The following is a 25,697-nucleotide window of genomic DNA, read 5'->3' on the forward strand; positions in this document are numbered from 1 at the left end:
GAGACGGACCAACAGGATTTGTCGGGCAAGGATTCGCCCTGCGACTTCGCGACATGCGCGGCATGTCGTTTGCCATAAAGGAGTGGCGCCCGCCATGTTCGAAAATCGCAGCCTTCATCGCGACCTAATCGCAATCGGTTTGGCGGCGGCGGTCTTATTTCTCATACTCTCGCTCGTCAGCTACGACGCAGCGGATCCGATCCCTGCGCCGATTTTTCCGATCAGCGAAGTTTATCAGCCTGACGTGGTGGTCTACCCGCCTACGCAGCGCGCCCACAACATCTGCGGCGGCATGGGCGCCTTGGCGGCCGATTTGCTCTTTTCGCGACTCGGCGGACTGGGAGCCTTTTATCTGGTCATTTCGCTGGCCGCACTCGACTTCATTTTGCTGAAGCGGATGGAAGTCTCGGCGCCGGCGATTCGCATGTTCGGCTGGCTCGCCTCGCTGACCGGTTTGACCGCGCTGGCGGCGATGTATGCGCCCGCCATGGGGAACGGTCCCTTGGCCGGTTCCGGCGGCGCCCTCGGCATGTTGGCATCGACGCTGCTGCATCAGCACTTTGCGGCGGTCGGCGGAACGCTGCTCGCCCTGACCGTCACGGCGGTCGGACTCTTCCTTTGCACCGACTATGAGATTCTCCGCATTGCGATGATCGTCGGCGTCAAGGGAATCGAGACGGCGGTTCTCGGCAAACAAATGGTCGCCAAGCGAATTGGTAAGAAGGGGGTCGCGGAAGATGCCGAAGCTGCGGACGAGGAAGCCGAAACGACTGACCTGGAAGATGTCGAAGAAGAAATCGCCGAAGGGATGACCATTCGCATCGGTGGTCGCCAGGTAGAAGTCGCCGAAGACGAAGAGGAAGTCGAGTACGAGGAAGAGGAAGCCGAAGGGGAAGAGTGGGAAGAAGAAGAGGAGGTCGCCGCCGAAGAGGAAGAAGGCGAGTGGGAAGAGGAAATCGAAGAAGAGGAAGCGGCGGAAGACGAAGCGATCCCGGTCAAAACGCTCGCCGATAAGGCGGCGGAGAAGGCCGAGGATCCGCTCGCGGTCAAGAACCGCAATTCGAAAAAGAAGGCGAAGGAAGACGATCGCGCCGCGGTAATCAAAGAACTGAACGCCGCCGCCGACGACGAGCCGAAGCACGAGCATTACGAACTGCCGCCGATCGACCTGCTCATCGAGAACGAAGAGTTCTCGTACGAGGCGCAAGAGAAAGAAGTCCGTCAAAAGGCGAAGGTCCTCGAAAAGACGTTCGCCAACTTCGGCTTCAACGTCAAGGTGGTCGAAATCGAGACCGGTCCGGTCATCGCCCAGTACGAAGTCGAACTCGAAGCCGGTCTCCGACTTTCGAAGATCACCGGCCTGGCCGACGACCTGGCGATTGCGCTCCGCGTGCCGAGCGTCCGCATCGTTGCGCCGATCCCCGGCAAGAACACCGTCGGGATCGAAGTGCCGAACGAAGAGCGGCAGATGGTCCGCCTGCGCGAAGTGATGGAAGAAGGACTCGGCCGTTCGGGCAAGATGAAGATTCCGATCTTCCTCGGCAAGGACGTCTCTGGCAATCCGCTGGTCGTCGACCTGGCGTCGATGCCTCACTTGTTGATCGCCGGTCGTACAGGTACCGGTAAGTCGGTCTGTTTGAACGCGCTGATCACTTCGATTTTGATGACCCGTCGTCCCGACGAAGTCCGCATGCTGATGATCGACCCGAAGATGGTCGAATTGAGCTGCTACAAGACGCTGCCGCACCTGATGCACCCGGTGGTTACCGACATGAAGAAGGCGGAAGCGATCTTGGCCTGGGCGGTCGAGAAGATGGAAGAGCGGTATCAACTGCTCGCCAAGGTTGGCGTCCGTCACTTGAGCGTCTTCAACCAGCTGAGCGCCGAAGAGATCTACGAACGTCTGGAAGTGGGAGACGAAGAAGATCGCAAATCGGTTCCGACGCACTTGCCCTACATCGTGATCGTCGCCGACGAAATGGCGGACCTCATGATGACCGCCGGGAAGGAAGTCGAACAGCACATCATTCGTCTCGCTCAGAAGAGCCGAGCGGTCGGGATCCACCTGATCCTTGCGACGCAAAAGCCGACGGTCGACGTCATCACCGGTTTGATCAAGTCGAACTTGCCGGCTCGCTTGGCGTTCCAGGTGGCCAGCCGTACGGACAGCCGCGTTGTGCTCGACGAAATGGGCGCCGACAAGCTGCTCGGCAACGGCGACATGCTCTTCCTCTGGCCAGGGACCAGCTCGCTGATGCGTGGTCAGGGTACCTACCTCTCGGACGAAGAGATCAACAGCGTCGTCGATTTCGTCAGCACCGGCGAACAGGACTTCGTCAAAGAACTGGTCCAGCTGCGCGTCGAAGATGGCGCCGTCGCCGATCCCAGCAAGATGAAGAAGCGGGACGAAATGTACGAGCAGGCGGTCGACGTGATCGTCGCCGAGCAGCGCGGCAGCGTTTCTTTGCTGCAGCGGGCGCTTGGCGTCGGTTATGGTCGTGGCGCACGCTTGATCGACTTCATGGCGGAAGATGGAATCGTTGGTCCGTACAACGGTTCTCAGGCCCGCGAGGTATTGATCAGCGTCGCCGAATGGGAGCAAATGAAGGCCGGGGACGGCGTCGGCAAGATTGAAATGGAAGAAGAGCCGGAGATCAACGAAGCTCCGCCTAAGAAGAAAGAAGAGCCGAAAGCGAAACGCTCGAACAAAGTCGTCCCGGTTCCTGCGATGGAAGAAGAGGAGGAGGAAGAGGAATACGACGAAGAAGAAGAGGAAGTGTTCGAAGAGGAAGAGGAGTACGAAGAAGTCGAAGAGTACGACGAAGACGACTCCGAGTATGAAGAAGAGGAAGCGGAAGGGGACGAAGAAGAGTACGAGTACGAAGAGGAAGAATACGAGGAAGAGGAGTACGAGGAGGAAGACGAAGAGGAAGAAGAGGACGAGGACGAAGGAGATCGCCAGAAGACGGCGTAATTCGGGCGGCGATCCCCGGTTTTCCCCGTAGAACTGGCAAAATGGGAAGTTTTTGCCAGATCGTCGATCGCAGCCGCCGCCGGGTCGATCTAAAGGGAATGTGGATCAGACCGCGAACCGCCCAGCTGGTGGGGGCGTCTGGTTGACATAGAATAATGGTAATTTTAGACTTACGTCTTCCACGCACACTTGTGTGAGACAGCCGTCCGCCTCAGTAGGGTGCAGATAAAATGCCCAACACGCTGATCAACGTAGGCTCGCAGATTGGACCGATTACGATCGTACGGATCGTAGTACCGGGCCGTTGTGGGCTTGGCTAGAGGAAACGGCAAATCACCGAAATCCAACAGCCCTGAAGCCCGTTGCGGCCTCAGGGCTTTTTTTATTTTCGTCGCTAACCGCGGCAACCCAAACGGCACGCCCCGCCAGTAGGGACTTTCTTCATGAGAAAAATCGAGATCTACGACACGACGCTTCGTGACGGCGCCCAAGGAGAAGGCGTAAGCTTTTCTTTGCAGGACAAGCTGTCGATTACCGAGCGTCTGGATGAGATCGGCGTCGATTTCGTGGAGGGAGGCTATCCCCTGTCGAATGAAAAAGACGCCGAGTACTTCAAGCGGGTCCAAGAGCTCGACCTGAAACATACGAAGGTCTGCGCCTTCGGCATGACCCGCCGTAAGGGAATGGCCGCCGCTGACGATCCCGGCATGCAAGCGCTGGTCGATTCGGGCGCGCCGGTCGTCACCATCGTCGGTAAGACGCATGACTTTCATGTGACCGACGTCCTCCGCGTGACGCTGGAAGAAAACCTGGCGATGATCGCCGACTCGATCAGCTACATCGTCAGCCAAGGGCGCGAAGTCATTTACGACGCCGAGCACTTCTTCGACGGCTGGAAAGCGAACCCGGAATACGCGGCCGAAACGATTCGGACCGCCGCCAAAGCGGGCGCACGCTTGGTGGTGATGTGCGATACCAACGGCGGCAGCCTGCCGGAAGAAATCGCCGACTACGCCAAGAAGGCGATCGAAGCGCTGGCCGAATTCAACGTGCCGGTCGGCATCCATACGCATAACGATGGCGATCTAGCGGTCGCCAACAGTCTGGCCGCAGTCGACGCCGGCGCTGTCCAGGTGCAAGGAACGATCAACGGCTTCGGCGAACGTTGCGGCAACGCCGACCTGATCTCGGTGATCGCAAACCTTGGCTTGAAAAAGAAAGGTTACGACGTCATCGGGGGCGCGGGCTTCGATCATTTGACCGAACTTTCGCGTTACGTCTACGACACCGCCAACGTCAATCGTCGCAACAACCAACCGTTCGTCGGGCAAAGCGCCTTCGCTCACAAAGGGGGAATGCACGTCCACGCGATCAACCGGGCCGCGTCGAGCTACGAACATATCGACCCGCAAACGGTCGGCAACGAACGTCGCGTCTTGGTGAGCGAATTGTCGGGTCGCTCGAACATCGTCGCCCTGACGACCAAGCACAACCTGCAAGACGATCGCGTCTTGATGGATAAGATCCTGGCCGAGGTCGTCAGCAAGGAAAACCAAGGTTACCAGTACGAAGCGGCCGAAGCGTCGTTCGACTTGCTGGTCAAACGGGTCGCCGGCGTCTTTCGGCCCCACTTCGAGATTTTGAAGTACCACGTCGAAGTCGAAGACCTGGTCGAACACAAAGTGGTCGACCTGGTGACCGAAGCGACGGTGAAAGTTTCGGTCGACGGCGAAGTACGCTACGAAGTCGGCGAAGGAGACGGTCCGGTGCAGGCGCTCGACGTGGCGCTCCGCAAGGCGCTGAACGGCTGCTTCCCGACGCTCGAAACGATGCACCTGGTCGACTACAAGGTACGCGTCGTCAATCAAGAGGCGGGGACCGCCGCCAGAATCCGCGTGATGATCGAAAGCGCGGACGAAGATGACGTCTGGGGAACCATCGGCGTCAGTGAGAATATCATCCAGGCCAGCTGGAACGCGCTGGTCGATTCCATCGAATACAAACTTCACAAAGATGAGCAACGGGGCAAGTCGCCGGCGCGGGCCAGCGCTGAATCGACGGCGAAGTAACTCTCGCCTGCCCCTGATGCAAACAACGCTGTAGACCAAAGAAAGTGGAAGCTGTGACTTTCAATCCGAAAGATCTCCCGAATCGATTTGATTTCGTGGCCGCCCAGCAGCGCATCTACCCGATGTGGGAAGAGCGGGGCTACTTCCACGCCGAGCCGAATCCGAACAAAGATCCCTACACGATCGTGATTCCGCCGCCGAACGTGACCGGCGCTCTGCACCTGGGACACGCCCTCAACAACACGCTGCAAGACGTGCTGATCCGCTACAAGCGGATGAAAGGGTTTGAAGCCCTCTGGATCCCCGGTACCGATCACGCGGGCATCGCGACGCAAGCGGTGGTGGAACGTCGCATTCTGGAAGAAGAAGGCCTATCGCGCCACGACCTGGGCCGCGAGAAGATGGTCGAGCGGATCTGGAAGTGGAAAGATCAGTACGAAGCTCGCATTCTCGGCCAGCTGAAGCGGATGGGTAGCAGTTGCGATTGGGAGCGGACGCGGTTCACGCTCGACCCGGTCTGCGCTCGCGCCGTGCGGAGCACCTTCTACGATCTGTTCGCGAAGAACCTGATCTACAAAGGGAAGCGTCTGGTCAACTGGGACACGTTCCTGCAAACCGCTGTGAGCGACGATGAAGTGTTCCACGAAACGACCCAAGGGCACTTCTGGCACTTCAGCTATCCGGTGATCGACCCGCAACCAGGCGAACCGCCAGTGGTGACGATCGCGACGACCCGGCCCGAGACGATGCTCGGCGATACGGCGGTGGCGGTCCACCCCGATCCAGAGCAGGCGCTCAACGACTTGGAAGCGGAGCTGAAAGAAAAGCTGAAGACGGCGCCGGGAAAAGAGAAGCCGGAGATTCAGGCGGAACTCGACCGCATCGCCGAACGCCGCAAGACGATGCTGCCGCAGCTGATCATCTTGCGCGACATGGCGCTGGCCGGCCGCAAGCTGATGCTACCGCTGATCGAACGCGAAATTCCGCTGATCGCCGACCAGTGGGCGAAGCCGGAGCTTGGGTCCGGCTGCGTGAAGATCACGCCGGCGCATGATCCGAACGACTATGAAGTCGGCATTCGGAACGAGCTGCCGATGATCAACATCCTGAACCCGGACGGCACGCTCAACGAGAACGCCGCTCAGTACAAAGGGCTGAAGATCTACGACGCCCGCGAAAAAGTGGTGGCCGATCTCGACGCCATCGGTTTGCTCGACAAGGTGGAAGATCGCGAGATCGACCTGGCGCACTCCGACCGGAGCAAGACGCCGATCGAGCCGTACCTGGCCGACCAGTGGTTCATCCGCATGGACGAACTGGCGCAAAGCGCGATGGACGCGGTGACCGATGGTCGCGTGAAGATCTTCCCGACCCGTTACGCCAAGGGCTACGTCGATTGGCTCAGCGAAAAGCGCGATTGGCCGGTTAGCCGTCAGCTCTGGTGGGGACATCAGATTCCGATCTGGTCGCAAACTTGCCAGTTGAAAGAAGATCACGACGAGCTGATCGCGAAGCTCGACGCCGATCCCGATATCAAAGCGGAACGCGCCGCCTATCAGGTGGAACGAGATCCCGAACGTCAGGCCGCCGAAAAGACCGGCACCATCCAAGGCGCCGCGCGGGTGGGGATGCCCTACTCGATGATCCACGTCTGCATCAACGAAGATGACGACGCCCTGGCCACGAAGTACGAAAAGCTCGGCTTCGTGCGGGAAAATGACGTGCTCGATACCTGGTTCAGCTCGGCGCTCTGGCCCCACTCGACCTTGGGTTGGCCCGAGAAGACGCCGGAGCTGGAGTACTTCTATCCGACCAGCACGCTGATCACCAGCCGCGACATCATCACGTTGTGGGTGGCCCGCATGGTGCTGGCCGGCCTGAACAACATGGGCGAGATTCCGTTCCGCGAAGTCTTCATTCACCCGACCATTCTGGATGGCCTGGGAGAACGAATGTCGAAGTCGAAGGGGAACGGGGTCGATCCGTTGGATGTGATCGAGAAGTTCGGCGCCGACTCGCTTCGCTTTGGTTTGGCCTATCTGACCACCGAAACGCAAGACGTGCGGATGCCGGTGCAGTTCGAGTGCCCCCACTGCGGCGCGCTAATCGATCAGACGAAGAAGAACCGGATCCAGCCGAAGATCGAATGCAAGAAGTGCTCGAAGGAATTCTCGACGCAGTGGGCGTTTAGCGACGCCGACCTGGCGCTGCCGCGCGGCGCTGTGGTGAGCGAACGCTTCGAGATTGGGCGTAACTTCTGCAACAAGCTGTGGAACGCCGCTCGGTTCACGATGATCAACCTGGAAGGGTTCGAACCGGCCCCGATCGACGACGCCGATTTGCTGCTCGAAGATCGTTGGATTCTCAGTCGGTTGGCTTCGGCCGAAGCGGAAATGACTCGCTGCCTGGAATCGTATCGCTACGCCGATGCGGCCCGTGCGCTGTACGACTTCGCGTGGGACAACTTCTGCAGCTTCTATCTCGAAATGACGAAGGAACGATTCACCGATCCGGCGCAGCGTCCGCTGGCTCAACGCGTGATCATCTTCGTGCTCGATTCGCTATTGCGAATGCTCCATCCGCTGGTGCCGTTCATCACGGAAGAAATTTGGCAGTCGCTCGGCAAGCTCGCGCCGAAACGCGGTTTCGCCGAAGTGACCGAAGCGACCGAGAGCATCATGATCGCCGAGTGGCCGCCGATTGATCCGGCCTGGCAAGACGAAAAGATCGAAGCGCAGTTCGCCAAGTTCCAAGAAACGCTGGCCAGTCTGCGCGAAATCCGCAGCCGCCAGAACATTGCGCCGCGCGAGATGATCGAGTTCACGATTCGCTGCGACGCCAAGACGGTCGAACTGCTCGAGTCGATGGAAGCTTACTTCGGTTCGATGGCCAACGCGAAGAGCGTCGGTTGGGGCGCCGAAGTGACGATTCCGGAAACCAACGCTCGCATCGACTTGCCGGGGATGGAAGTCTATGTCGACCTGAAGGACTTCATCGACGTCGGCGCCGAAATCGAACGAAACGAAAAGCAGCGCGAGCGTTTGCTGGGGATGATCACCGGCAAAGAGAAGAAGCTTTCGAACGCCAGTTTCGTCGAACGCGCACCGGCCGACGTGGTCGCCAAAGAACGGGAAAGCTTGGAAAACGCCCAGCGCGAGCTGGAAACGGTCGAAGCCGCCCTGGCGAAACTGCTGAAAAAGTAAGGGAAAGCGGCGGGCCGCATAGGGCGAAATCGCCTTGCTCTGGTCGCCGCAATCCTCCGCCGTCTATAATGGAGACGCGTCCCCAGGCCCGTCTCCTCGCCTCACGATCATCGGTTTACCATCTATGCCGGTCCAAATGGAACTCTCGCGGATCATCATCAGCGAGATTAACGATCAGCAGGTCATCTACCTCAAGGAAGTCGATGGCGATCGCCAGTTTCCGATCATGATCGGCATCTTTGAGGCGACCAGCATTCATCGTCGCGTTAAAGACTTCGCTTCGCCTCGCCCGCTGACGCATGACCTGATCTGCAACATCATCGAGCAGATGGGGGGCGTACTCGATAGCGTCGTCATTTGCGATTTGAATCAAGGGACCTACTTCGCCAACCTCCGCATCAAACGGGATGGAGAGTTGATCGAAATTGACGCTCGTCCTTCCGACGCGATCGCCATTGCGGTTACCAATCAGCCGAATCTGCCGATCTACGTCGAAGAGCACGTCCTGGACGAATCGGCGAACTAAGCCCGCCGCCGCTTTGCGAAACCAACCTTCGCCCGATTTTGAAGTTTGCCGGTTGGGTTGTTTCGCGCGGCCAGGGGACTACGATGACGGTTGATACCTGTTCCCCGTCACTGGAGTTCCCCCATGCCGCGACTTCTCCTTTCGCTGCTGTTGGCAGCCGCTTTCGCACTTCCCGCCTATGCCGGTCATCGTCTCGTCACGCAAGGCGCCGGCAAACTGGCGATCGTCGACGCCGACGGCAAGGTTGAGTGGGAGATGCCGTTTGGCGACATCCATGACATTCACGTCACCGCCGACGGACACATCTACGCCCAGCAAGGGATGAAGAAGATCGTCGAGATCGACCCGGCCCAAAAGAAGATCGTCTGGTCGTACGACTGTGCGAACGAAAACGGCAACGCCGGCAAGCCGATCGAAGTTCACGCCTTTCAACCGCTGGCCGATGGCAAGATGATGATCGCCGAATCAGGTATCGGTCGCATTATCGAAATCGACCGCGACGGCAAACTGCTGAAGGAAGTGAAGCTGGTCGTCGACAATCCGCACCCGCATCGCGACACGCGGCTGGTTCGCAAGCTGGAAAACGGCAACTACCTCGTCTGTCACGAAGGGGACGGCAAGGTCCGCGAATATGACGGCGAGACCGGCGACATCGTCTGGGAATACAACGTGCCGCTGTTCGACAAGAAGCCGGCCGGCGGTCATGGTCCGGAAGCGTGGGGCAATCAATGCTTCGCCGCAGTTCGTCTGAAGAACGGCAACACGTTGATCTCGACCGGCAACGGGCACGGCGTGATCGAAGTCGATCATGATCAAAAAGTCGTCTGGCGATTGGAGCAGAACGAACTGCCGGGGATCACGTTCGCTTGGGTGACGACGCTGGAAGTGCTCCCCAACGGCAACTATGTCATCGGCAATTGCCACGCTGGCCCGGGACAACCGTTGCTGGTTGAGATCGAACCGAAGGCGAAGAAAGTCGTCTGGACCTTCGATCAATATGATCGCTTCGGCAACTCGGTACCGAACTCGCAACTGCTCGACGTCGAAGGAGAAGTGATTCGCTAACCCGGCCGCGGTTGCGAAAATCGAAATTCAGCTTTTTAGCAAAAATATGACTACGCATTAGTTGCCACCTTTTTGCGGCGACTGATGCGTAGTTTTTTTGTTGCGTGAAACCCCTCCCTATTGCGGGCGAATTCGCCTATGGAGCGATTGGGCGCTTGTCTACAATTGACCCAACCTTTTCGCACGACCCGAAATCCAAGGGGATTTTGGACCTCTCTCGTGCAGCAATCGCCCTCGCTCTCTTGTTTCTTTCATTCATATCTGGGGAAGCGCTATGCAACATACGGTATCGAAGCGAAAACGTTCCGGCTTCACGCTGGTTGAACTCTTGGTTGTGATCGCCATCATCGGCGTGTTGATCGCTCTGCTTTTGCCGGCAGTTCAACAGGCGCGCGAAGCGGCTCGTCGGATGCAATGCACGAACAACCTGAAGCAGCACGGCCTCGGGCTGCACAATTTCCACGATACGTACGGCCGCTTTCCTCCAGGCAGCGCCAATGACCTCGCGCCGTTCGGCAAAGCGACCGCCACCAACTGGGGCGTTTCGTGGATGGGTTACCTGATGCCGTTCCTCGAACTCGGGAACGCCTTCGATCAAGCGCAGCTGACCTCGGGCAACAGCTACAACTCGACCGCGATTCTCAATGCGCTCGGCAACGGGGCAGGGGACACGCCGATATTTGACGCCTACGTTTGTCCGTCGTCGCCGATGGATCACGTCGCTGCGTTCACGCCGAAGGCGATGATTTCGGACTACGTCGGCATCTCGGGTACGATTAACGGCTTTGGCGGAACGGTCGCGGCTAATAACGTCGAACAGTTCTATTCCTCTTCCTACTTTGGCGCAGCGACGATCAACGGCGTGCTGCACATGAACTCGCAGACCAAGTTCGCCGACGTCACCGACGGCACGAGCAACACGATGGTGGTGAGCGAAGTGAGCGACTGGATCTACAAGGACGCCGGCACTCCATTCGACTTCCGTCCGAGCGGTCGCCATGGCTTCTTCATGGGGTCGAAAGGAACCGACGCTCGTCCGATCGTGACGCTAGGAACCGGCGGTCGTGCGTTCAGCCTGACCTCGATTCGCTACAAGATTAACCCGGGCAAGTCGCAGTTCTTTTCGGGTACGGCCGCCTCCGGCGTCTTTATCGAAAGCGGCTATACCAGCGGCGGCGCCAATACTCCGCTCGCTTCGGCTCATCCCGGCGGCGTGCAGGCGACGTTGTGCGACGGTTCGGTTCGCTTCATTGCGGAAACGATCGATAACACGACGCTCGCCAACCTGGCGATCCGCCATGACGGCTACGTGTTGGGCGAGTTCTAATCGCGAACCTCACGTAACGCCTTGGTAATTCCGCCTACAGCAGACTCGCATACGGATAACAATAGACATGCTTGTAAAGATTCATCCCTGGTCGCTGGCGATCGCGCCGGCGCTCTTGGTTTTGACGCTCGGATGCGGCGCAGCGCAGGACGATCGCTTCGCCCCACGGTTTGAAATCTCTGGATCGGTCACCTTGCAAGGGAAGCCGCTAGAGTCGGGCGACATTCAGTTCACTTCGCCAGCGGACGTTTCGGAAGGCTCAGAAGCGTTCGGCGTGATCGAAAACGGTAAGTATTCGACGCAAGTTACCGCCGGCAAGAAGCAGGTGATCATTCGCTCGCCGAAGGCGGCCGGCAAACCGGATGAAACCGGATTTCAGCCGGTCGTCGATCGCGTACCGGCGAAATACAACGACGCGTCGACGCTGGAAGTCGAAATCACGGCCGATGCGGAGTCGGTTGATTTCGATCTGAAGAAGTAACGCCTCGCGGCGCTATTCAAGAGACGAAAAAGGGAAGCGAAATTGCTCGCTTCCCTTTTTTGTTCCCAAAACGACGAGCTTGACCTAGTCGAGCAGCACGTCGGCGAAGGCTTTGTTCAAAGCGGTCAGGCCGGCTTTTCCTTGTTTGCCTTCGACGATCACGTTGACCATCACTTCCGACGTGTTGATCAACTCGACATTGATCCCAGCGTCGCTCAAGGCGCGGAACATGCGAATGCCGACGCCGGTATGGCTGCGAAGACCGATGCCGGAGACCGACAGTTTCGCGGCGTCCGCCTTGCACAAGATTTCTTCGGCGCCCAACTGTTCGCCAATCTTCTTGGCGACCAACAGCGCGTTCTCGCTGTCTTCTTTCGGAACCGTCAAGCTCAGGTTCGCCGCATCGCCGCGTCCGACGTTCTGGACAATCATGTCGACCAGAATTCCTTTCGCCGCAATCGCTTCAAAGACCTGGGCCGCGATACCGGGGCGATCAGGAATGCGACGCAGCGCGATGACCGACTGCGAATCGTCGAGCACGATGCTGTCGATCGTCAGGTCTTCCATCGTGCGAAGTCGCGCGACCACTTCGGCGGCGTCATGAGCGCGTGCCCGCGAAACGGCCGCGACCGACTCCGGAGCGTCGTCCGGTTTGACGTCGAGCAGGAAGCCGGAGTGAACCGCGGCCAAGGCTCGCTGGGCGTCGGCTCGCGAAACCAGCACCGAGATCTTGATCTCGCTGGTGGTGATCATCTGGATGTTGATCCCAGCGTCGGCCAGGACGCGGAACATCTTGTCGGCGACGCCCGATTGCTCGGCCATGCCGAGACCAACGACCGAGATCTTCGAGACGTTTTCGTCGTGGGCGACGTTTTCGTACTGCAAAATGTCGGCGGCGCTGCGGACCGCTTCGAGCGTTTGTTCCAGTTCATCGCGCGGCACGGTGAACGAAATGTTCGCACGGCCGTCGGCGCCGATGTTCTGCACGATCATGTCGACTGAGATCGCCTTCGACGCGATGCTATGGAACAGTTCGTGCGAGATCCCCGGGACGTCCGGCACTCCTTCGATTGTGACGCGGGCTTCGTTCTTGGTCATCGCGGCGCCGCCGACCGGGCGAGTTTTCGACTCGGGCTGATCGACGATCATCGTGCCGGTGATGTCGGTAAAGCTGCTGCGAACGTGAATCGGCACGCCGAACTTCTTGGCGAACTCGATCGAGCGACTGTGCATGACGCCGGCGCCAAGGCTGGCGAGCTCCAGCATTTCGTCGTAGCTGATTTGCAGCACGCGACGCGCTTCGGCCAGCAGACGCGGGTCGGTCGTGTAAACGCCGTCGACGTCGGTGTAAATCTCGCAGGCGTCGGCGTCGAGCACCGCAGCGAGCGCAACGGCCGTGGTATCGCTACCGCCGCGGCCGAGCGTCGTAATGTTCATGTTCTCGTCGATCCCCTGGAAGCCGGCGGCGATGACGATGTTGCCGGCGTCGAGCAGCTGTTTGACTCGCTCGGTTTCGATCGAGATGATGCGGGCCTTGGTGTGCGTGCTGTCGGTCTTGATGCCGATCTGCGCACCGGTTAGGCTGACCGCTTTGGCGCCCAGCGAGTGGATCGCCATCGCCATCAGCGCGACGCTGACCTGCTCGCCGGTCGAGAGGAGCATGTCCATCTCGCGGGCCGGCGGACGATCATTGATCTGCTTCGCCAGGTCGACCAGGACGTCGGTATTCTTGCCCATCGCGCTGACCACCATCACGACCTGGTGGCCTTCTTTTTGAGCGCGGATCGCCTTGCGAGCGGCGGCGACGATTTTCTCGCAATCAGCGACGCTGGTGCCGCCGAACTTTTGAACGATCAAAGACATGTTGGTTTTCGGCCTTTTGGCAAGTGCTGCAGGTGGGGGAGCAGGGGAGACGCGTTTAGCCGTCGAGGAAATGACGCATCATGCGCCAGCCATCGTCAAACGATAGCGCGGATTGTCCGGCGTTTTCCTCGTCGTACGTCTTGTATTCGTCCGCGGCGACGCCGGTACCGCAAATCGCCAGCGGCACAAAGCCGTGGCTGTGGGTCTTGGTTCGGACCGGCGTCGGATGATCCGGGGTGACCAGAATGCGATAGTCGCCTTGCTTCTTCAACGCTTCGTGAAGCGGGCCGACAATGTGCTTGTCGATTTCTTCGAGCGCTTTGATCTTGGCGTCGGCGCGTCCTTCGTGCGACGCTTCATCGGGAGCTTCGACATGGACGCAAATGATGTCGGTCGTCGGCAACGCGTCGATCGCGTACTTCCCTTTGGCGGCGTAATCAGTGTCGATGTAGCCGGTCGCGCCGGGAACTTCGATCCGGTCCCAACCAACGAGCGCGGCCAAACCACGCAGCAGGTCGACCGCAGTGATCATCTTGCCGCTACGGCCGTAGACTTCTTGGAATGACTTCAGCGCCGGACGCTTGCCGATTCCCCACAGCCAGACGTTGGTCGCCGGAAGCTTCCCTTCGGCGATTCGCTTTTTGTTGACCGGGTGATCGGCGAAGATCTCGACGCTGCGGCTCATCAGTTCGGCCAGCAGATCGCTGCCTGGACCGCGCGGGTAATCGTCGGCGACCGACTTGTCGGTCAGGTCGTGCGGCGGCGTGGTGCGCGTGTCTTGCGAGAAGGGCGCCGGCGACTTTTCGCCGCGATAGAGAAGCAGGTTGCGATAGCTGACGCCGGGGATGAATTCGAGCAGTTCGCTGCCGAGTTCCTCTTGCGCCGCTTTCAGCAGTTCGGCTGCTTCTTCGCTGGAGATATGTCCGGCGGTGAAGCTCTTCATCGTCTGGTCTTGCACGCAGACCAGGTTGCAGCGAATCGCCCAGTCTTCTGGCGCCAGGACGATCCCTTGCGCGGCCGCTTCCAGCGGAGCGCGGCCGGTGAAGTATTCGTTCGGGTTGTAGCCGAGCAAGCTGAGGTTCGCCACGTCGCTACCGGCCGGCAAATGGTCCGGCACGTTGTTCGCGCGGCCGACGGTACCAGCCGCGACGATGGCGTCCATGTTGGGCGTGTTGGCGGCCGCCAGCGGCGTTTTGCCGCCGAGCGACTCTTGAGGTTCGTCTGCGCAACCGTCCGGAATGATGATGGCGTATTTCATCGCTATCTCGCTTTAGTCTTGAACGCGAAGTTTGCGGTTGCCGGCTCGCACGCTATCGAGCCGAACGATTTCTGTGAGCGCGGCGTCTGCGTCGCCGTCGGTCGCTGTGTGGGTCATGATGATGAGCGAGACGACGGCGTTTTCCCCCTCTTCGTCCGGCTCGTGCTGAATGACCGACGCGATCGAAATGTTGTGCGTTCCCAGGATCGCCGCGATCTCGGCCAATACGCCGGGGCGATCGTCGACCAGGAAGCGGAAGTAGTAGCGGCCGACAATTTCCGTCGCCGGGCAGATCGCCACGTCAGGATTGTGGCTGGTGAACAGCTTCAGCGTGCGGAAGGTGAGCGCGGTGCGTCCGACGGCGGTGTCGATCAGGTCGGCGACGACCGACGAAGCGGTTGGCTTTTGCCCGGCGCCCAAGCCGTGATAGAACAACTCGCCTACCTGATCGCCGGTGACGCTGATCGCGTTGTACGCGCCACGGACTTCGGCCAGCGGGCGACCGATCTTCACCAGCGTCGGCGAGACGTGCAGTTCCAGCCCGGTCTCGGTCATGCGAGCGACCGCCAACAGTTTGACGCGATAACCAAGTTCCTTGGCGAACTTCAGGTCGATCGGATCGAGCGAATCAATGCCGACGCGAGGAATCTTCTTCCAGTCGATCGCGGCGCCAAAGGCGATGTGGGCGAGGATCGCCAGCTTTTGGGCGGCGTCCGAACCGTCGACGTCCATCGTCGGATCGGCTTCGGCGTAGCCGCGGGCTTGGGCTTCGCGGACGGCGTCGTTGTAGTCGTGGCCGTCTTCCTCCATCTTCGAGACGATGAAGTTGCTGGTGCCGTTCAGAATGCCGACCAGCGACGTTACTTGATTTGCGGTCAGGCACTGCGTCAGGTTCGTAATGATCGGAATCCCGCCGGCGACTGCGGCGTCGAACGCGATCGAGCGTCCCAGTTCATGGGCGCGGCTGAACAGCTCGGGACCATGTTCGGCGATCAGCGCCTTGTTGGCGGTGACGATGTCTTTGCCCGCTTCCAGCAGACGGAGCATCGTGGTCCGGGCTTGATCAATGCCCCCCATCAACTGCGCGACGACTTTGATCTCCGGATCATTGACGATGTCGTTCAGGTCGTCCGTCAGGACACCTTCCGGCAGCTGGCAATCGCGCTGCCGTTTGAGATCGCGGACGACCGCTTTTTGCAGCCAGAGCGTCGCACCTGCATTTTTTGCGGTGCGATCGCCGTGGTCGAGTAGAATGCGCGCTACGCCGGCGCCTACGGTGCCGACGCCGACGATGGCGACCTTCGTTTTTGGCATGGCGAAACGCTCTACTCCCCAAGCTGACTAAGATATCGAAGCGAATCGTTCATCGTAGATGGCCGCGGCGGCCGTCGTCAACCGGGCTAAAGTTGTTATAGGGTAAAGGTTTCGGGGGCTTTACGACCTGATTTAGGACGAGGTATGACGCAGCTTGATAATCCCCCTTACTATGCGGTTATCTTTACCAGTCAGCGGACGAACAACGATCGACAGGGTTACCTGGCCGCGGCCGAGCGCATGGAGGACCTGGCTCGCGAGCAGGCCGGCTTTTTGGGGATCGAATCGGTCCGGGACGTCGACGGATTCGGTATCACCGTTTCTTATTGGACCGATCTGGCCGCGATCGACGCCTGGAAGAACCAGGTCGATCATCTTGGGGTCCAACGACTAGGGCGAAAGGAGTGGTACGAAAGCTACCCGCTGCAAATCGCGCGGGTAGAGCGTGCTGTTGAGTTTCCGCCAAGCCGTTAAGATAGAGCCTTTGACCCTTCTCGTTTTTTGTCTGCAAAGGACGCCATGGAATCTGCGCCGCTCGAATTCTTTAAGCGTTTGCTCGATACTCCCAGTCCCTCTGGTTATGAAAAACCGGTCCAGGATCTGGTTCGCTCCTATCTGAAGCCGATCGCCGACTCGGTCGAGACCGACCTCCACGGAAACGTGATCGGCGCCAAGAATACGTCGGCCCCCCTGCGGGTGATGTATGCCGGGCACTGCGATCAGATCGGGATGCTCGTCTCGCAGATCGATGAGCTCGGTTTTATCTACGCCCAGACGATCGGCGGTTGGGATCCACAGCAGTTGATCGGTCAGCGGATGGTAATCTGGACGTCGACCGGTCCGGTTCCGGCGGTGATCGCCCGCAAGCCGATTCACTTGCTGACCGACGAAGAACGAAAGACGGTCGTCCAGACGAAAGACCTCTGGCTCGACATTGGCGCCAAAGATCAGGCCGAAGCGAAAGAGTTGGTCCGGATTGGCGATCCGGTGACGTTGAAGCTTGGCTTTGAAGAAATGCGAAACGGCCTGGCCAACGCACCGAAGATGGACAACACGACCGGTCTCTGGGTCGTGCTCGAAGCCCTCCGTCGCGCCGGCAAGCTGAACTGCGCCCTCTACAGCGTTTCGACCGTCCAGGAAGAAATCGGTCTCCGCGGCGCCAAGACGAGCGCTCACGGCATCAACCCGCAAGTTGGCATCGGCGTCGACGTGTTCCATGCGACCGACTGCCCGACGATCGACAAACGCCAACTGGGGGAAATCACCCTCGGCAAAGGCCCGGTGATCTTCCGCGGTCCGAACATGAACCCGAAGGTGGTCGACCTGCTGGTCGAAGCGGCCGAGTCGTACAAGATTCCGTATCAACTGGCGGCGCTCGGCAAACCGGCTTCCAACGATTCCAACGCGCTGCAAATGTCGCAAGCGGGCGTTGCGGCCGGCTGCGTTTCGATTCCGAATCGCTACATGCACAGCGCGGTGGAAGTGATCTCGCTGGAAGATCTCGACAACGCCGCGACGCTGCTGGCTCGCTTCGCCGAGATGATCGACGCCGACCACGACTTCCGTCCGTAGTCAACGGCACCCGAAAGATCGCAAGAAACAGAGCAGGGCGTCCCAAACGGGACGCCCTCTCTGTTTACGCAAACCGCATCGAACCGGCGTTATTCGCCGTCTCGAATCAGGTCGAAGTATTGCTGGGCGTTCTTCTCGTGATCGCGTGATAGTCGTTTTTCGACGATCGCGTCGGCGTCGTCGGACGAGCCGGCCGACATCGCTTCTTTGATTTCGATCAACGTTTTGCCGGCCATGTTCTTGCCGTCGATATAGTCGACGATCACCCCTTTCCCCTTCTTGGGATCGGCGCGAACTTGCGAGTCATAGAAGCCGGTGTCGGTTTCTTCTTCCGGACGATCGCCGCGGCCTTGGCCTTCGCCCATGCCGTTGCCGGGCTTCTGGCCTTGGCCCATGCCCATCTGGCCCATTTGACCCATGCCGTCCATCCCTTCGCCACCTTGGCAGGCTTTGCACATCGACTCTTTGGCGGCCATCATCTGGTCCATCGCTTCGTCCATCATCTCGAGCTGGTCCATCTGACCTTGCAGATCTTCCAACTGTTGCTGCATCTGGCTTAGCTGCTGCTGCGCTTCCTGCATGTTGCCGGCCTGCATTTGTTCGGCCGCTTCGCCCAATTGCTGGGCCATCTGGTTCATGCGTTGCGTCTGTTCGCTCTGCATTTCCATTTGGTCGAGCTGCTTTTGCAGCTTGTTGGCCGCTTCTTGATCGCCGGCCGCCTTGGCCTGTTCGATCTGCTTCTTCAGATCTTCTTTCGCTTGCGCTTCAGCCTCGGCCATCTGCTTCATCTTGTCGGCCATTTCCTGCAGCTGCTGACCGAGCTGTTGCTGCTCTTCTTTCGAGAGCTCGCCGTTGGCCATCTTCTGCTGCAGCTTCTTCATCTCTTCGATCGCCTTTTTCAGGTCGCCATCTTTAAGGGCGTCGGCGATCTTGTCGGCCGGACCTTTCGAGAGATTCTTCAGCGCTTCAAGTTTGTCTTTCAGCGCCTCGGACATGCCGAGCTCTTTGACTTTATCTTTGAGCGCCTGGGCCAGGTCGTTCAGCTCGAGCAAGGTCTTCTTCTGATCGCCATCTTTCTTCTTGGCGATCTTTTCGGTCCCTTCTTCCAGCTTCTTGAACAGCTCCGACGCTTCGGTCAGTCCTTTTTCTTCCGCTTCTTTACGGCGTTCTTCCAACTTCTTTTTCAGCTCTTCAGTCGTCGTTTTGACGATCTTCTTTTCCTGATCGATGTTGCTGGCGATCGCCTGACCGGCAGTTGGATCAGGCTGCGCGTCAGGGACGAAGATCGCGACCATAAACGCGACCGCCGCCACCAGAACCGGCAGCAGACCTTTCCACGAAGTGTGGATCGGGAACTTTTCGCGAACGTCGATTCGTTCGACTCGGCGGACGGCGTCCGAGAGGAGCGCCTGGCCAAACTCCGAATCCAATTCTTCCTGGTCGAGCGAGAGCGAGCTGGAAACTCGTTCCCGCAGGCCATAACGGAGGTCAATTTCGATCGCCGCTTCCAGCGAGTTGCGACGGACGACGTAGGTCCAGATCATCGCGCTCAGCAGCCCAACGACCGCGGCGCCGGCGAGCCAACTCCACTTCCAGACTTCTCCGTCGACGCCGATCGGCCAGATCTTCGGCACGGCCAGCGCGATCGCCGCCGCGAGATAGGCGAACAACAACGACCAGACGAGCCGCTCCAGAAATTGCTGGGCGTTCAGTCGCCAACGTGCGGCGCCAACTTGCTGATGCAACTTGTCCATCGTTCTGACCTTTACGGGAGAAACGGAAGAAAAGGGGCGTTTCTTGGTAATTCGTGCGAAAAAGCCCCATCTAAGAAGTGTACCGAAATTCCCCCCGATTTATCCACACAAATGGGGAAAAATCGTTGCGGAGCCGCGCCGGTCGCAGTTCTTAGCTTGGGTAGTTTCCAGCTGTAAGTTAGACTCCCCAGCAGAGAGGTTTGTTTCCTCCAAATTCAGAAGTGATCCGGGAATGTTAGCTACCGACAAAAAAGCGGAACGCCCGCTGGCCAGCCCCAGCGAAGCCCCGGATCGCGACGTCTTGATCTACGACGGACATTGCCGCTTTTGCACCCGCAGCGTTCGCTGGATCGACTTTTTGGGGGGAAAGGGACGACTTTCCTACCTTTCGCTGCATGATCCGGCCGTTTCGCAGTATGCCGCCGATCTGACGCATGACCAGCTGATGGAAGAAATGCTGGTCGTCGAGCCCAACGGAACGCGTCACGCCGGGGCGGCCGCATTTCGGTACCTGACCCGCAAGCTGCCACCCTTATGGATCTTGGCGCCGCTCCTGCATATTCCCTACAGTCTGCCTATCTGGGCCTTCTTCTACCGGCAATTTGCACGAATTCGGTACAGATTTGGGCGGAATCAATGCGACGGGGACTCCTGCAAGATACATTTCGACTAGATCACCGAAGTTGCCAGCACCGATCTAATCCGAATAACTGATCGTTTCGATCCAAGGACGGGGCAGTCAAGGAGCCGACTCAATGTTCGATTTTCGCTCGCGCGATCATGACGATCTGCCGGTGCGTGCTCATCGCATGGGAACTGAACTGGCCCTGGTCGAAAACCATGGCGCCTGGCAGATGACCATTCAGCGCCGGCTTTCTGGAACCACCGTCCGTCGCCATGTGTACAGCGTACAGCTGGTAGGTCACGAATCGTGCCTCCGCGAGTTCATGACCGGCTTCACGTCGCTCAACAGCGCCCGCAATGCGGCCCTCGAAAAGATCGACAAGCTCGAAGACAAGTACTACAAGACGACGTCGATCGAAGACGATTTCACGCCGCTGCCGGACATGCTCGATTCGCTCAAGAAGCAGAAGCAGATCAAGAAGGTCGCCGGCATGAAGCAGCGCCTGAGCGACGCCAAACGCCGGAAAGCGCTGGAAGACGGCAGCAATAAAGACGAGTAATTTGTCGTTTTTCTCGGATTGTTTATTTTCGCCGGACTTGGCGCGAATTTTCGAGACTTTCGCTGGTCCTCCTGTTCAACGCCCCCCTTCTTCCGTCAGATTGGTACGCAATGCGCCGATTCCTTTTTTCGGGGAAGCGGACGCGTACAATTACCAGCGGAAGCGAGTCGGGCGATTATGATCAGCGTCTTCGAGCTATTCACGATTGGAATTGGACCCTCGAGTTCTCACTCGGTCGGGCCGATGCGGGCCGCGCATCGCTTTCTGGCCGATCTCGCCGCCGCCGGCCAAATGGAAAAAGTGGCCCGCGTTCAGGCCGAACTGTACGGCTCGCTGGCTTTGACCGGCATCGGGCACGGTACCGACAAAGCGGTCCTGGTCGGACTGGAAGGGGAAACCCCCGAAGCGGTCGACCCCGAGTCGATCGTCCCGACCGCCGAGCGGATCGAATCAACCAGCAAACTGAACCTGGCTGGCCAACGCGAGATCCCGTTCGACTGCGAAACTGACCTACTGTTCCATCGCCGTAAATCGCTGCCGGCCCATCCCAACGGGCTGAAATTCACCGCGTATGACGCCGCCGGCGCCATCCTGCAGGAGACCGCCTATTACTCGATCGGCGGCGGTTTCGTCGTTTCGGAAGAAGAGCTGGCGAAAGGCCCGCAGCCCGACGCGGTGAAGTTCCCCTACCCATTTGAAAAGGCGGCCGATCTCCTCCGCATCTCGCAAGAAACCGGTCTGCCGTTCAGCGGCATCATGCTGGAGAACGAAAAGTCGCTTCGGAGCGAAGCGGAAGTTCGCGAGGGGCTAAAGAAGATCTGGGAAGCGATGCAGGCCTGCGTCGAGAAAGGCCTGTCGACCGACGGCGTCCTTCCCGGCGGATTGAAAATCAAACGCCGCGCCCACGCGATCACCAAGGAGCTGATGAAGCGCTACGGCGGCGCGAACGATCCGCTGTCGGTCCTCGACTGGGTCAACGCCTTCGCGATGGCGGTCAACGAAGAGAACGCGGCCGGCGGCCGAGTCGTCACCGCGCCGACCAATGGCGCGGCCGGCATTATCCCGGCGGTGCTTCACTACTATGCCCGCTTTTGCCCGCAGGCCAATGAAGACGGCATCATCCGCTTCCTGCTGACCGCCGGCGCGATCGCGGTTCTTTACAAGAAGAACGCGTCGATCTCCGGCGCCGAAGTTGGATGCCAGGGAGAAGTCGGCGTCGCCTGTTCGATGGCGGCCGCCGCGCTGACCGAAGTGTTGGGCGGAACGCCGCAGCAGGTCGAACAAGCGGCTGAAATCGGGATGGAGCACAATCTCGGTCTGACCTGCGATCCGATCGGCGGCCTGGTGCAAGCTCCCTGCATCGAACGGAACGCGATGGGCGCCACCAAAGCGATCAACGCGTCGCGACTTGCACTGCGCGGCGACGGCACGCATCACGTGTCGCTCGACCGCGTCATCAACGTCATGCGCCGCACCGGCGCCGACATGTCGAAGAAGTACAAAGAAACGTCCCGCGGCGGTTTGGCGGTCAACTGGACCGAGTGCTAGGCGCGATCCACTGGCGCCATGCTTTCACGGCGTCTTCGCCGGGTAAGCATGTCTTTAATGCGTAAAATCAGGACGAAGACATGCTCATTCCGCGAAGACGCGGCAAGAGTGCATGGCGCCAGGCGCTACTCACTAGCGATTTCTAAGAGCCGGCGTCGGCAAAAGGCGGATCGTTCCTGGTCGCCGAATTTCTCAAACAGCCCGACCAGCCGTGCAATGCAGCAGGTGCAGTCGACCGAATAGAGCTCTTTGGTCGTCGCGTCGGCGATCGCCAGGTACGCTTTCTCCCATTCTTCCAAGATGCAGTAGAGGGTCGCCAGCGAAATTCGATAGCGAAAGATACGCGGCGCCAGGTCGATCAAGCGTTCGACCAGCGGGATCGACTTTTCCGCAGGTTCCCCGGCTCGCGTCATGTAGAAGACGACGCCGTACAGGGCGGAATGACTCTCCGGATTTCGGCGAACGGCCGTTTCGCAGACTCGCTTCGCCAGCTCAAACTCTTGCAAACGGCCAAGTCCTTCGGCCAGCGACGAGAGGAGGGACGTCGGAAAGTCGTAACGCTCGGCCAATGCGTAATAGATCTCACGCGCTTCTTCGATGTCGCCCGACTCGCAATAGCATTCGGCGATCGCCAGCTGCGCCGCCATCGAAAGAGGCTGCAGCTTTTGGGCTTCGAGCAGAGGTCTTAGCGCCAAGTGGTGTTCTCCCTGCATTTGCAGGATCACCCCTTTCAACTCGAGCGCATCGGCGGCGACGTCTCCGTCGGCGAGCGCCGCTTCGACATGACGAAGCGCCTCGGGCAACAGACCCCGGCTGTAGCACGCCACGGCGCGTTGTAAGCGATCTTGCATCTCAGAAATCCCTCCAAGCGATTCAGTTGGCAAGCGCGAAGGGGCGTGCGACTTAGTCGTCGCCATCCTCTTCGTCGCTCGGTCGGTACGACGAAACCGTCTCGTATTCGATCTGCGCCAAGCGGGCATGACACGCTTCGGCTCGCTCCTCTTCGCCGCAAGCCGCCAACAGCAGTCGTAACCGTTGCAGCGAAGCGACGCAGTCGAGCGACTCGACCTCGATGACTCGCAACCGGCGAACGGCGTCCAGACGCCGCCCCGCTTCGACCAACCGCTTGATCACCGCGATCTTGTAGTGGAGATTCTTCGGCTGCAGACGTTCGGCCTGCAGCAACATCGGGAGCGCCGCTTGGGGACCAAGTCCCGATCGTTCCAGGCCGTCGGCGACCAACATCAGCAGCCGATGGTTTTCCCGAAAACGGCGGAGCGTCAAAAGTCCAAGCTCCACTCCTTCTCCAATCGCGTCGACCCGCAGTAAGCCGCGCACCGTATCGACCGCATCCGCCTCATCGAGATTCTCGATCGTCGCCAGATGCCGGTAGATGCAGGCCGCCAGATCCGGACGCTGCGTGCGGAGGTAACATTCGGCCAGACGGCACTGAGCCGCCGCCGAGAGAGGAAGGAGAATCGCGGCGATTTCGAGCGCTGCGGCGGCCGCCGACAAGTCGCCCAGGTCGAAATGAATCTGCCCGGCTAACTCCCAGCAGCGACCATCGGCATCCCACTGGTCCCGAATTCGGCCAAGCACATGCAGTGCCTGACCGCTTCGTCCCTGGCGAAACCGATCCGCAGCAAGCGCGTAATAATCGACCATTCTCTCCCTTTCGTGCCGAAGCCAGCGGTCGCAACGACCGGTCGGTAACCAACCGGCGTCCGCGTCGAGCCAACCAAGTTCGCCGCAATCGGCGAATCGGACGGTCCTTCCAGCAGGGCTGGCTCTCAGTCGTAAAAACCGAGCAGGCTGGCAGCTGAAATGATAGTGAGTCTCAATAGCGACAATGGTAGCAGGGGTCTTTTGTCGCGTCAACAGATTTACCAGCGGATTTATGGTTCGACGTATCTTCTCAGTACGTCAGTGCTTGAATCGATCTCGACGGAATCGAGGAGGGCTAGGGCCTCAATCCGTTAGTTCTTCTGTGGCGGGTTGTAGGGGCGAGAGAGCAATCCAGGAGCGGATTCGGAATGGGGATCGGAAGTTTCTTTTCCCTCCGATGGGCCGTCGATTGGCGGTTCAATCGGCTCGATTTCGCCGACGCAATTGTCTGCTAGAGAGAACTCATAAAATGGAATGCCGCGTTTCAAGCCTGCAGCGGCAACATCAAGGTTCTGGCGAAAGCCGGCTCAAGTTACGTCAAAAAGGACGACGGACCTACGTTTGCTACTCCACTACGGCTGGATGATCTCGAATACTGAAACAACTGCACGTTCCCTGCCCGGCGACGACGACGAAAACGAGTGAACCATGACCACTGAAGATTTCCAAATCCGGCAACTCGCCGACGAACTCCAGCCGCCCGAGTCCGGCAAGCAGAGCATCGTGCTCGCCGACGATGCCATTACAAAAGTTGTATTGTTCGCCTTCGCCGCTGGTGACGGACTCGCTGAACACGTTGCTCCACTGCCAGCGATTATCCAGATCATCAAGGGTGAAGCTTCACTGACGGTCAACGAGGAGACCGTGGTAGGCAAGTCGGGCACATGGATTCAGATGGCTGCCAAAACGCCGCACAGCGTCAAAGCCCAAACGCCTGTGGTGATGTCGCTGACGTTGATGAAGAAGTAGCGATGCCGACAAATCAAACATCAACCCCAGATCAATCGCCACAAGGAATCAACCGCCGGCAACTGATTCTGCGACTAGCCTGCCTGCCTGTATTCTTCGCCCTGTTCATGTTTCTTCCCGCAGGAACATGGACGTGGCCGAAAGGCTGGCTGTTCATCCTCGTTCTATTGGGCATCATTTTGGTGGGGTCGCTGATTCTTCAGCGTGTGAATCCCGAAGTCATCGTTGCCAGAAGACGCATCCACAAAGGAACAAAACCTTGGGACAAGATTCTGCTCTGGCTTTACGTTACGACGACCTTGGCTGCCGTACCCGTTGCGGCTTTGGATGAGAGCCGGTACCACTGGTTCCCGGTTCCTTGGTGGGTTTGCGGCATCGGCTACGCTGTGCTGCTTGCGGGGTGTGGAATCGTCACTTGGGCCGAGGGAGTGAACAAGTTCTTTGAAATCACCGTGCGGATTCAGACAGACCGCGGGCATACGGTGATCGACAAAGGCCCCTATGCCATCATTCGTCATCCCGGCTATGTCGGGGCGATTTTCACTGCAATTGGCGTGGCACTATCGTTAGGGTCTTTGTGGGCTTTGATTCCTGCGGGTGTTGCCTCAATCGTGTTGATCGTACGGACCGAGTGGGAGGACCAAACTTTGCAGGATGAATTGACCGGGTACAAAGAATACGCTCAGAGAGTCCGGTACAAGCAGATTCCGGGCGTCTGGTAACGAGAAAGAACGCACGACGAGACAATAGGGTGTTCATCGCCACGAGTCGCTTCTCGTGGCAGCACGATGTCGACCTCTTCTGAGCGGCAGATTCTCCAGAAGTGTGCCGCCGAGACGATTCGCTAAATTGCGTCTTCAGATTCGAGTTGTGGAGTCAGCACCAGTAACGTCGAATCCTTGAAATCCTCTGTTTGAACTGCACG

The 25,697-nt window shown here is 59.0% G+C and carries 20 protein-coding genes; 14 read left to right on the plus strand and 6 right to left on the minus strand.

Annotation, left to right across the window (positions count from 1 at the left end; genetic code table 11):
- Window positions 1-94 precede the first annotated feature (94 nt).
- The 7 genes from LOC68_RS04575 to LOC68_RS04605 all read left to right on the plus strand — a co-directional run bounded on the left by LOC68_RS04575 (window position 95) and on the right by LOC68_RS04605 (window position 11,645).
- Window positions 95-2,974, plus strand: a complete 2,880-nt coding sequence (locus tag LOC68_RS04575) for a DNA translocase FtsK (RefSeq protein WP_230216228.1) — start codon at window positions 95-97, stop codon at window positions 2,972-2,974.
- 443 nt (window positions 2,975-3,417) lie between these two features.
- Window positions 3,418-5,043, plus strand: a complete 1,626-nt coding sequence (gene cimA, locus LOC68_RS04580; RefSeq protein WP_230216230.1) for a citramalate synthase — start codon at window positions 3,418-3,420, stop codon at window positions 5,041-5,043.
- A 122-nt stretch (window positions 5,044-5,165) separates the two neighbouring features.
- Window positions 5,166-8,246: a valine--tRNA ligase gene (locus LOC68_RS04585; RefSeq protein WP_230218453.1), complete on the plus strand. Its 3,081-nt coding sequence runs from the start codon at window positions 5,166-5,168 to the stop codon at window positions 8,244-8,246.
- A gap of 124 nt (window positions 8,247-8,370) precedes the next feature.
- Window positions 8,371-8,772: a bifunctional nuclease family protein gene (locus LOC68_RS04590; RefSeq protein WP_230216232.1), complete on the plus strand. Its 402-nt coding sequence runs from the start codon at window positions 8,371-8,373 to the stop codon at window positions 8,770-8,772.
- A 123-nt stretch (window positions 8,773-8,895) separates the two neighbouring features.
- The gene (locus tag LOC68_RS04595) at window positions 8,896-9,837 is read left to right on the plus strand and encodes an outer membrane protein assembly factor BamB family protein (RefSeq protein WP_230216234.1); all 942 of its coding nucleotides are present in this window, start codon (window positions 8,896-8,898) and stop codon (window positions 9,835-9,837) included.
- A gap of 274 nt (window positions 9,838-10,111) precedes the next feature.
- Entirely contained in the window at window positions 10,112-11,164 is a 1,053-nt protein-coding gene (locus tag LOC68_RS04600) for a DUF1559 domain-containing protein (RefSeq protein WP_230216236.1), read from the plus strand.
- Between the two features lie 67 nt (window positions 11,165-11,231).
- Entirely contained in the window at window positions 11,232-11,645 is a 414-nt protein-coding gene (locus tag LOC68_RS04605) for a hypothetical protein (protein WP_230216238.1), read from the plus strand.
- A gap of 84 nt (window positions 11,646-11,729) precedes the next feature.
- Here LOC68_RS04605 and LOC68_RS04610 read toward each other — a convergent pair whose 3' ends face one another.
- The 3 genes from LOC68_RS04610 to LOC68_RS04620 are packed head-to-tail and all read right to left on the minus strand — an operon-like array spanning window position 11,730 to window position 16,080.
- Entirely contained in the window at window positions 11,730-13,508 is a 1,779-nt protein-coding gene (locus LOC68_RS04610) for an aspartate kinase (RefSeq protein WP_230216239.1), read from the minus strand.
- 55 nt (window positions 13,509-13,563) lie between these two features.
- On the minus strand, window positions 13,564-14,766 hold the full coding sequence (locus LOC68_RS04615) for a cofactor-independent phosphoglycerate mutase (protein ID WP_230216241.1): 1,203 nt from the start codon (window positions 14,764-14,766) through the stop codon (window positions 13,564-13,566).
- A 12-nt stretch (window positions 14,767-14,778) separates the two neighbouring features.
- The gene (locus tag LOC68_RS04620) at window positions 14,779-16,080 is read right to left on the minus strand and encodes a homoserine dehydrogenase (RefSeq protein WP_230216243.1); all 1,302 of its coding nucleotides are present in this window, start codon (window positions 16,078-16,080) and stop codon (window positions 14,779-14,781) included.
- Window positions 16,081-16,224: 144 nt separating this feature from the next.
- On the opposite strand from LOC68_RS04620, the gene LOC68_RS04625 reads away from it, so the two are divergent.
- Window positions 16,225-16,554 carry an antibiotic biosynthesis monooxygenase family protein gene (locus LOC68_RS04625; RefSeq protein ID WP_230216245.1) on the plus strand — a complete coding sequence of 110 codons (330 nt, stop codon included), beginning with the start codon at window positions 16,225-16,227 and terminating at the stop codon, window positions 16,552-16,554.
- 45 nt (window positions 16,555-16,599) lie between these two features.
- Window positions 16,600-17,652, plus strand: a complete 1,053-nt coding sequence (locus LOC68_RS04630; protein WP_230216247.1) for a M42 family metallopeptidase — start codon at window positions 16,600-16,602, stop codon at window positions 17,650-17,652.
- Between the two features lie 89 nt (window positions 17,653-17,741).
- Here the strand turns inward: LOC68_RS04630 and LOC68_RS04635 are convergent, their stop codons facing one another.
- A complete protein-coding gene (locus tag LOC68_RS04635; RefSeq protein WP_230216249.1) occupies window positions 17,742-19,406 on the minus strand; it encodes a hypothetical protein in 1,665 nt (554 codons plus the stop codon).
- A 232-nt stretch (window positions 19,407-19,638) separates the two neighbouring features.
- Here LOC68_RS04635 and LOC68_RS04640 point away from each other — a divergent pair, with 232 nt between their 5' ends.
- The 3 genes from LOC68_RS04640 (at window position 19,639) to LOC68_RS04650 (ending at window position 22,138) form a co-directional block, all read left to right on the plus strand.
- Complete coding sequence (locus LOC68_RS04640; protein WP_230216251.1) at window positions 19,639-20,079, plus strand: thiol-disulfide oxidoreductase DCC family protein; 441 nt, start codon at window positions 19,639-19,641, stop codon at window positions 20,077-20,079.
- Between the two features lie 82 nt (window positions 20,080-20,161).
- Complete coding sequence (locus tag LOC68_RS04645; protein WP_230216253.1) at window positions 20,162-20,590, plus strand: hypothetical protein; 429 nt, start codon at window positions 20,162-20,164, stop codon at window positions 20,588-20,590.
- Window positions 20,591-20,767: 177 nt separating this feature from the next.
- Window positions 20,768-22,138, plus strand: coding sequence for an L-serine ammonia-lyase (locus LOC68_RS04650; RefSeq protein ID WP_230216255.1), 1,371 nt, complete (start codon window positions 20,768-20,770; stop codon window positions 22,136-22,138).
- 125 nt (window positions 22,139-22,263) lie between these two features.
- Here LOC68_RS04650 and LOC68_RS04655 read toward each other — a convergent pair whose 3' ends face one another.
- Window positions 22,264-22,989 carry a tetratricopeptide repeat protein gene (locus LOC68_RS04655; protein ID WP_230216256.1) on the minus strand — a complete coding sequence of 242 codons (726 nt, stop codon included), beginning with the start codon at window positions 22,987-22,989 and terminating at the stop codon, window positions 22,264-22,266.
- 52 nt (window positions 22,990-23,041) lie between these two features.
- Complete coding sequence (locus LOC68_RS04660; protein WP_230216257.1) at window positions 23,042-23,803, minus strand: tetratricopeptide repeat protein; 762 nt, start codon at window positions 23,801-23,803, stop codon at window positions 23,042-23,044.
- Between the two features lie 648 nt (window positions 23,804-24,451).
- Between LOC68_RS04660 and LOC68_RS04665 the strand changes: the two genes are divergently transcribed.
- Window positions 24,452-24,772, plus strand: a complete 321-nt coding sequence (locus LOC68_RS04665; RefSeq protein ID WP_230216259.1) for a cupin domain-containing protein — start codon at window positions 24,452-24,454, stop codon at window positions 24,770-24,772.
- Window positions 24,773-24,774: 2 nt separating this feature from the next.
- On the plus strand, window positions 24,775-25,494 hold the full coding sequence (locus LOC68_RS04670) for a methyltransferase family protein (RefSeq protein ID WP_230216261.1): 720 nt from the start codon (window positions 24,775-24,777) through the stop codon (window positions 25,492-25,494).
- Window positions 25,495-25,697: the final 203 nt, after the last annotated feature.

This window comes from Blastopirellula sediminis (assembly GCF_020966755.1).
GTDB classification, from domain to species: Bacteria; Planctomycetota; Planctomycetia; order Pirellulales; family Pirellulaceae; genus Blastopirellula; species Blastopirellula sediminis.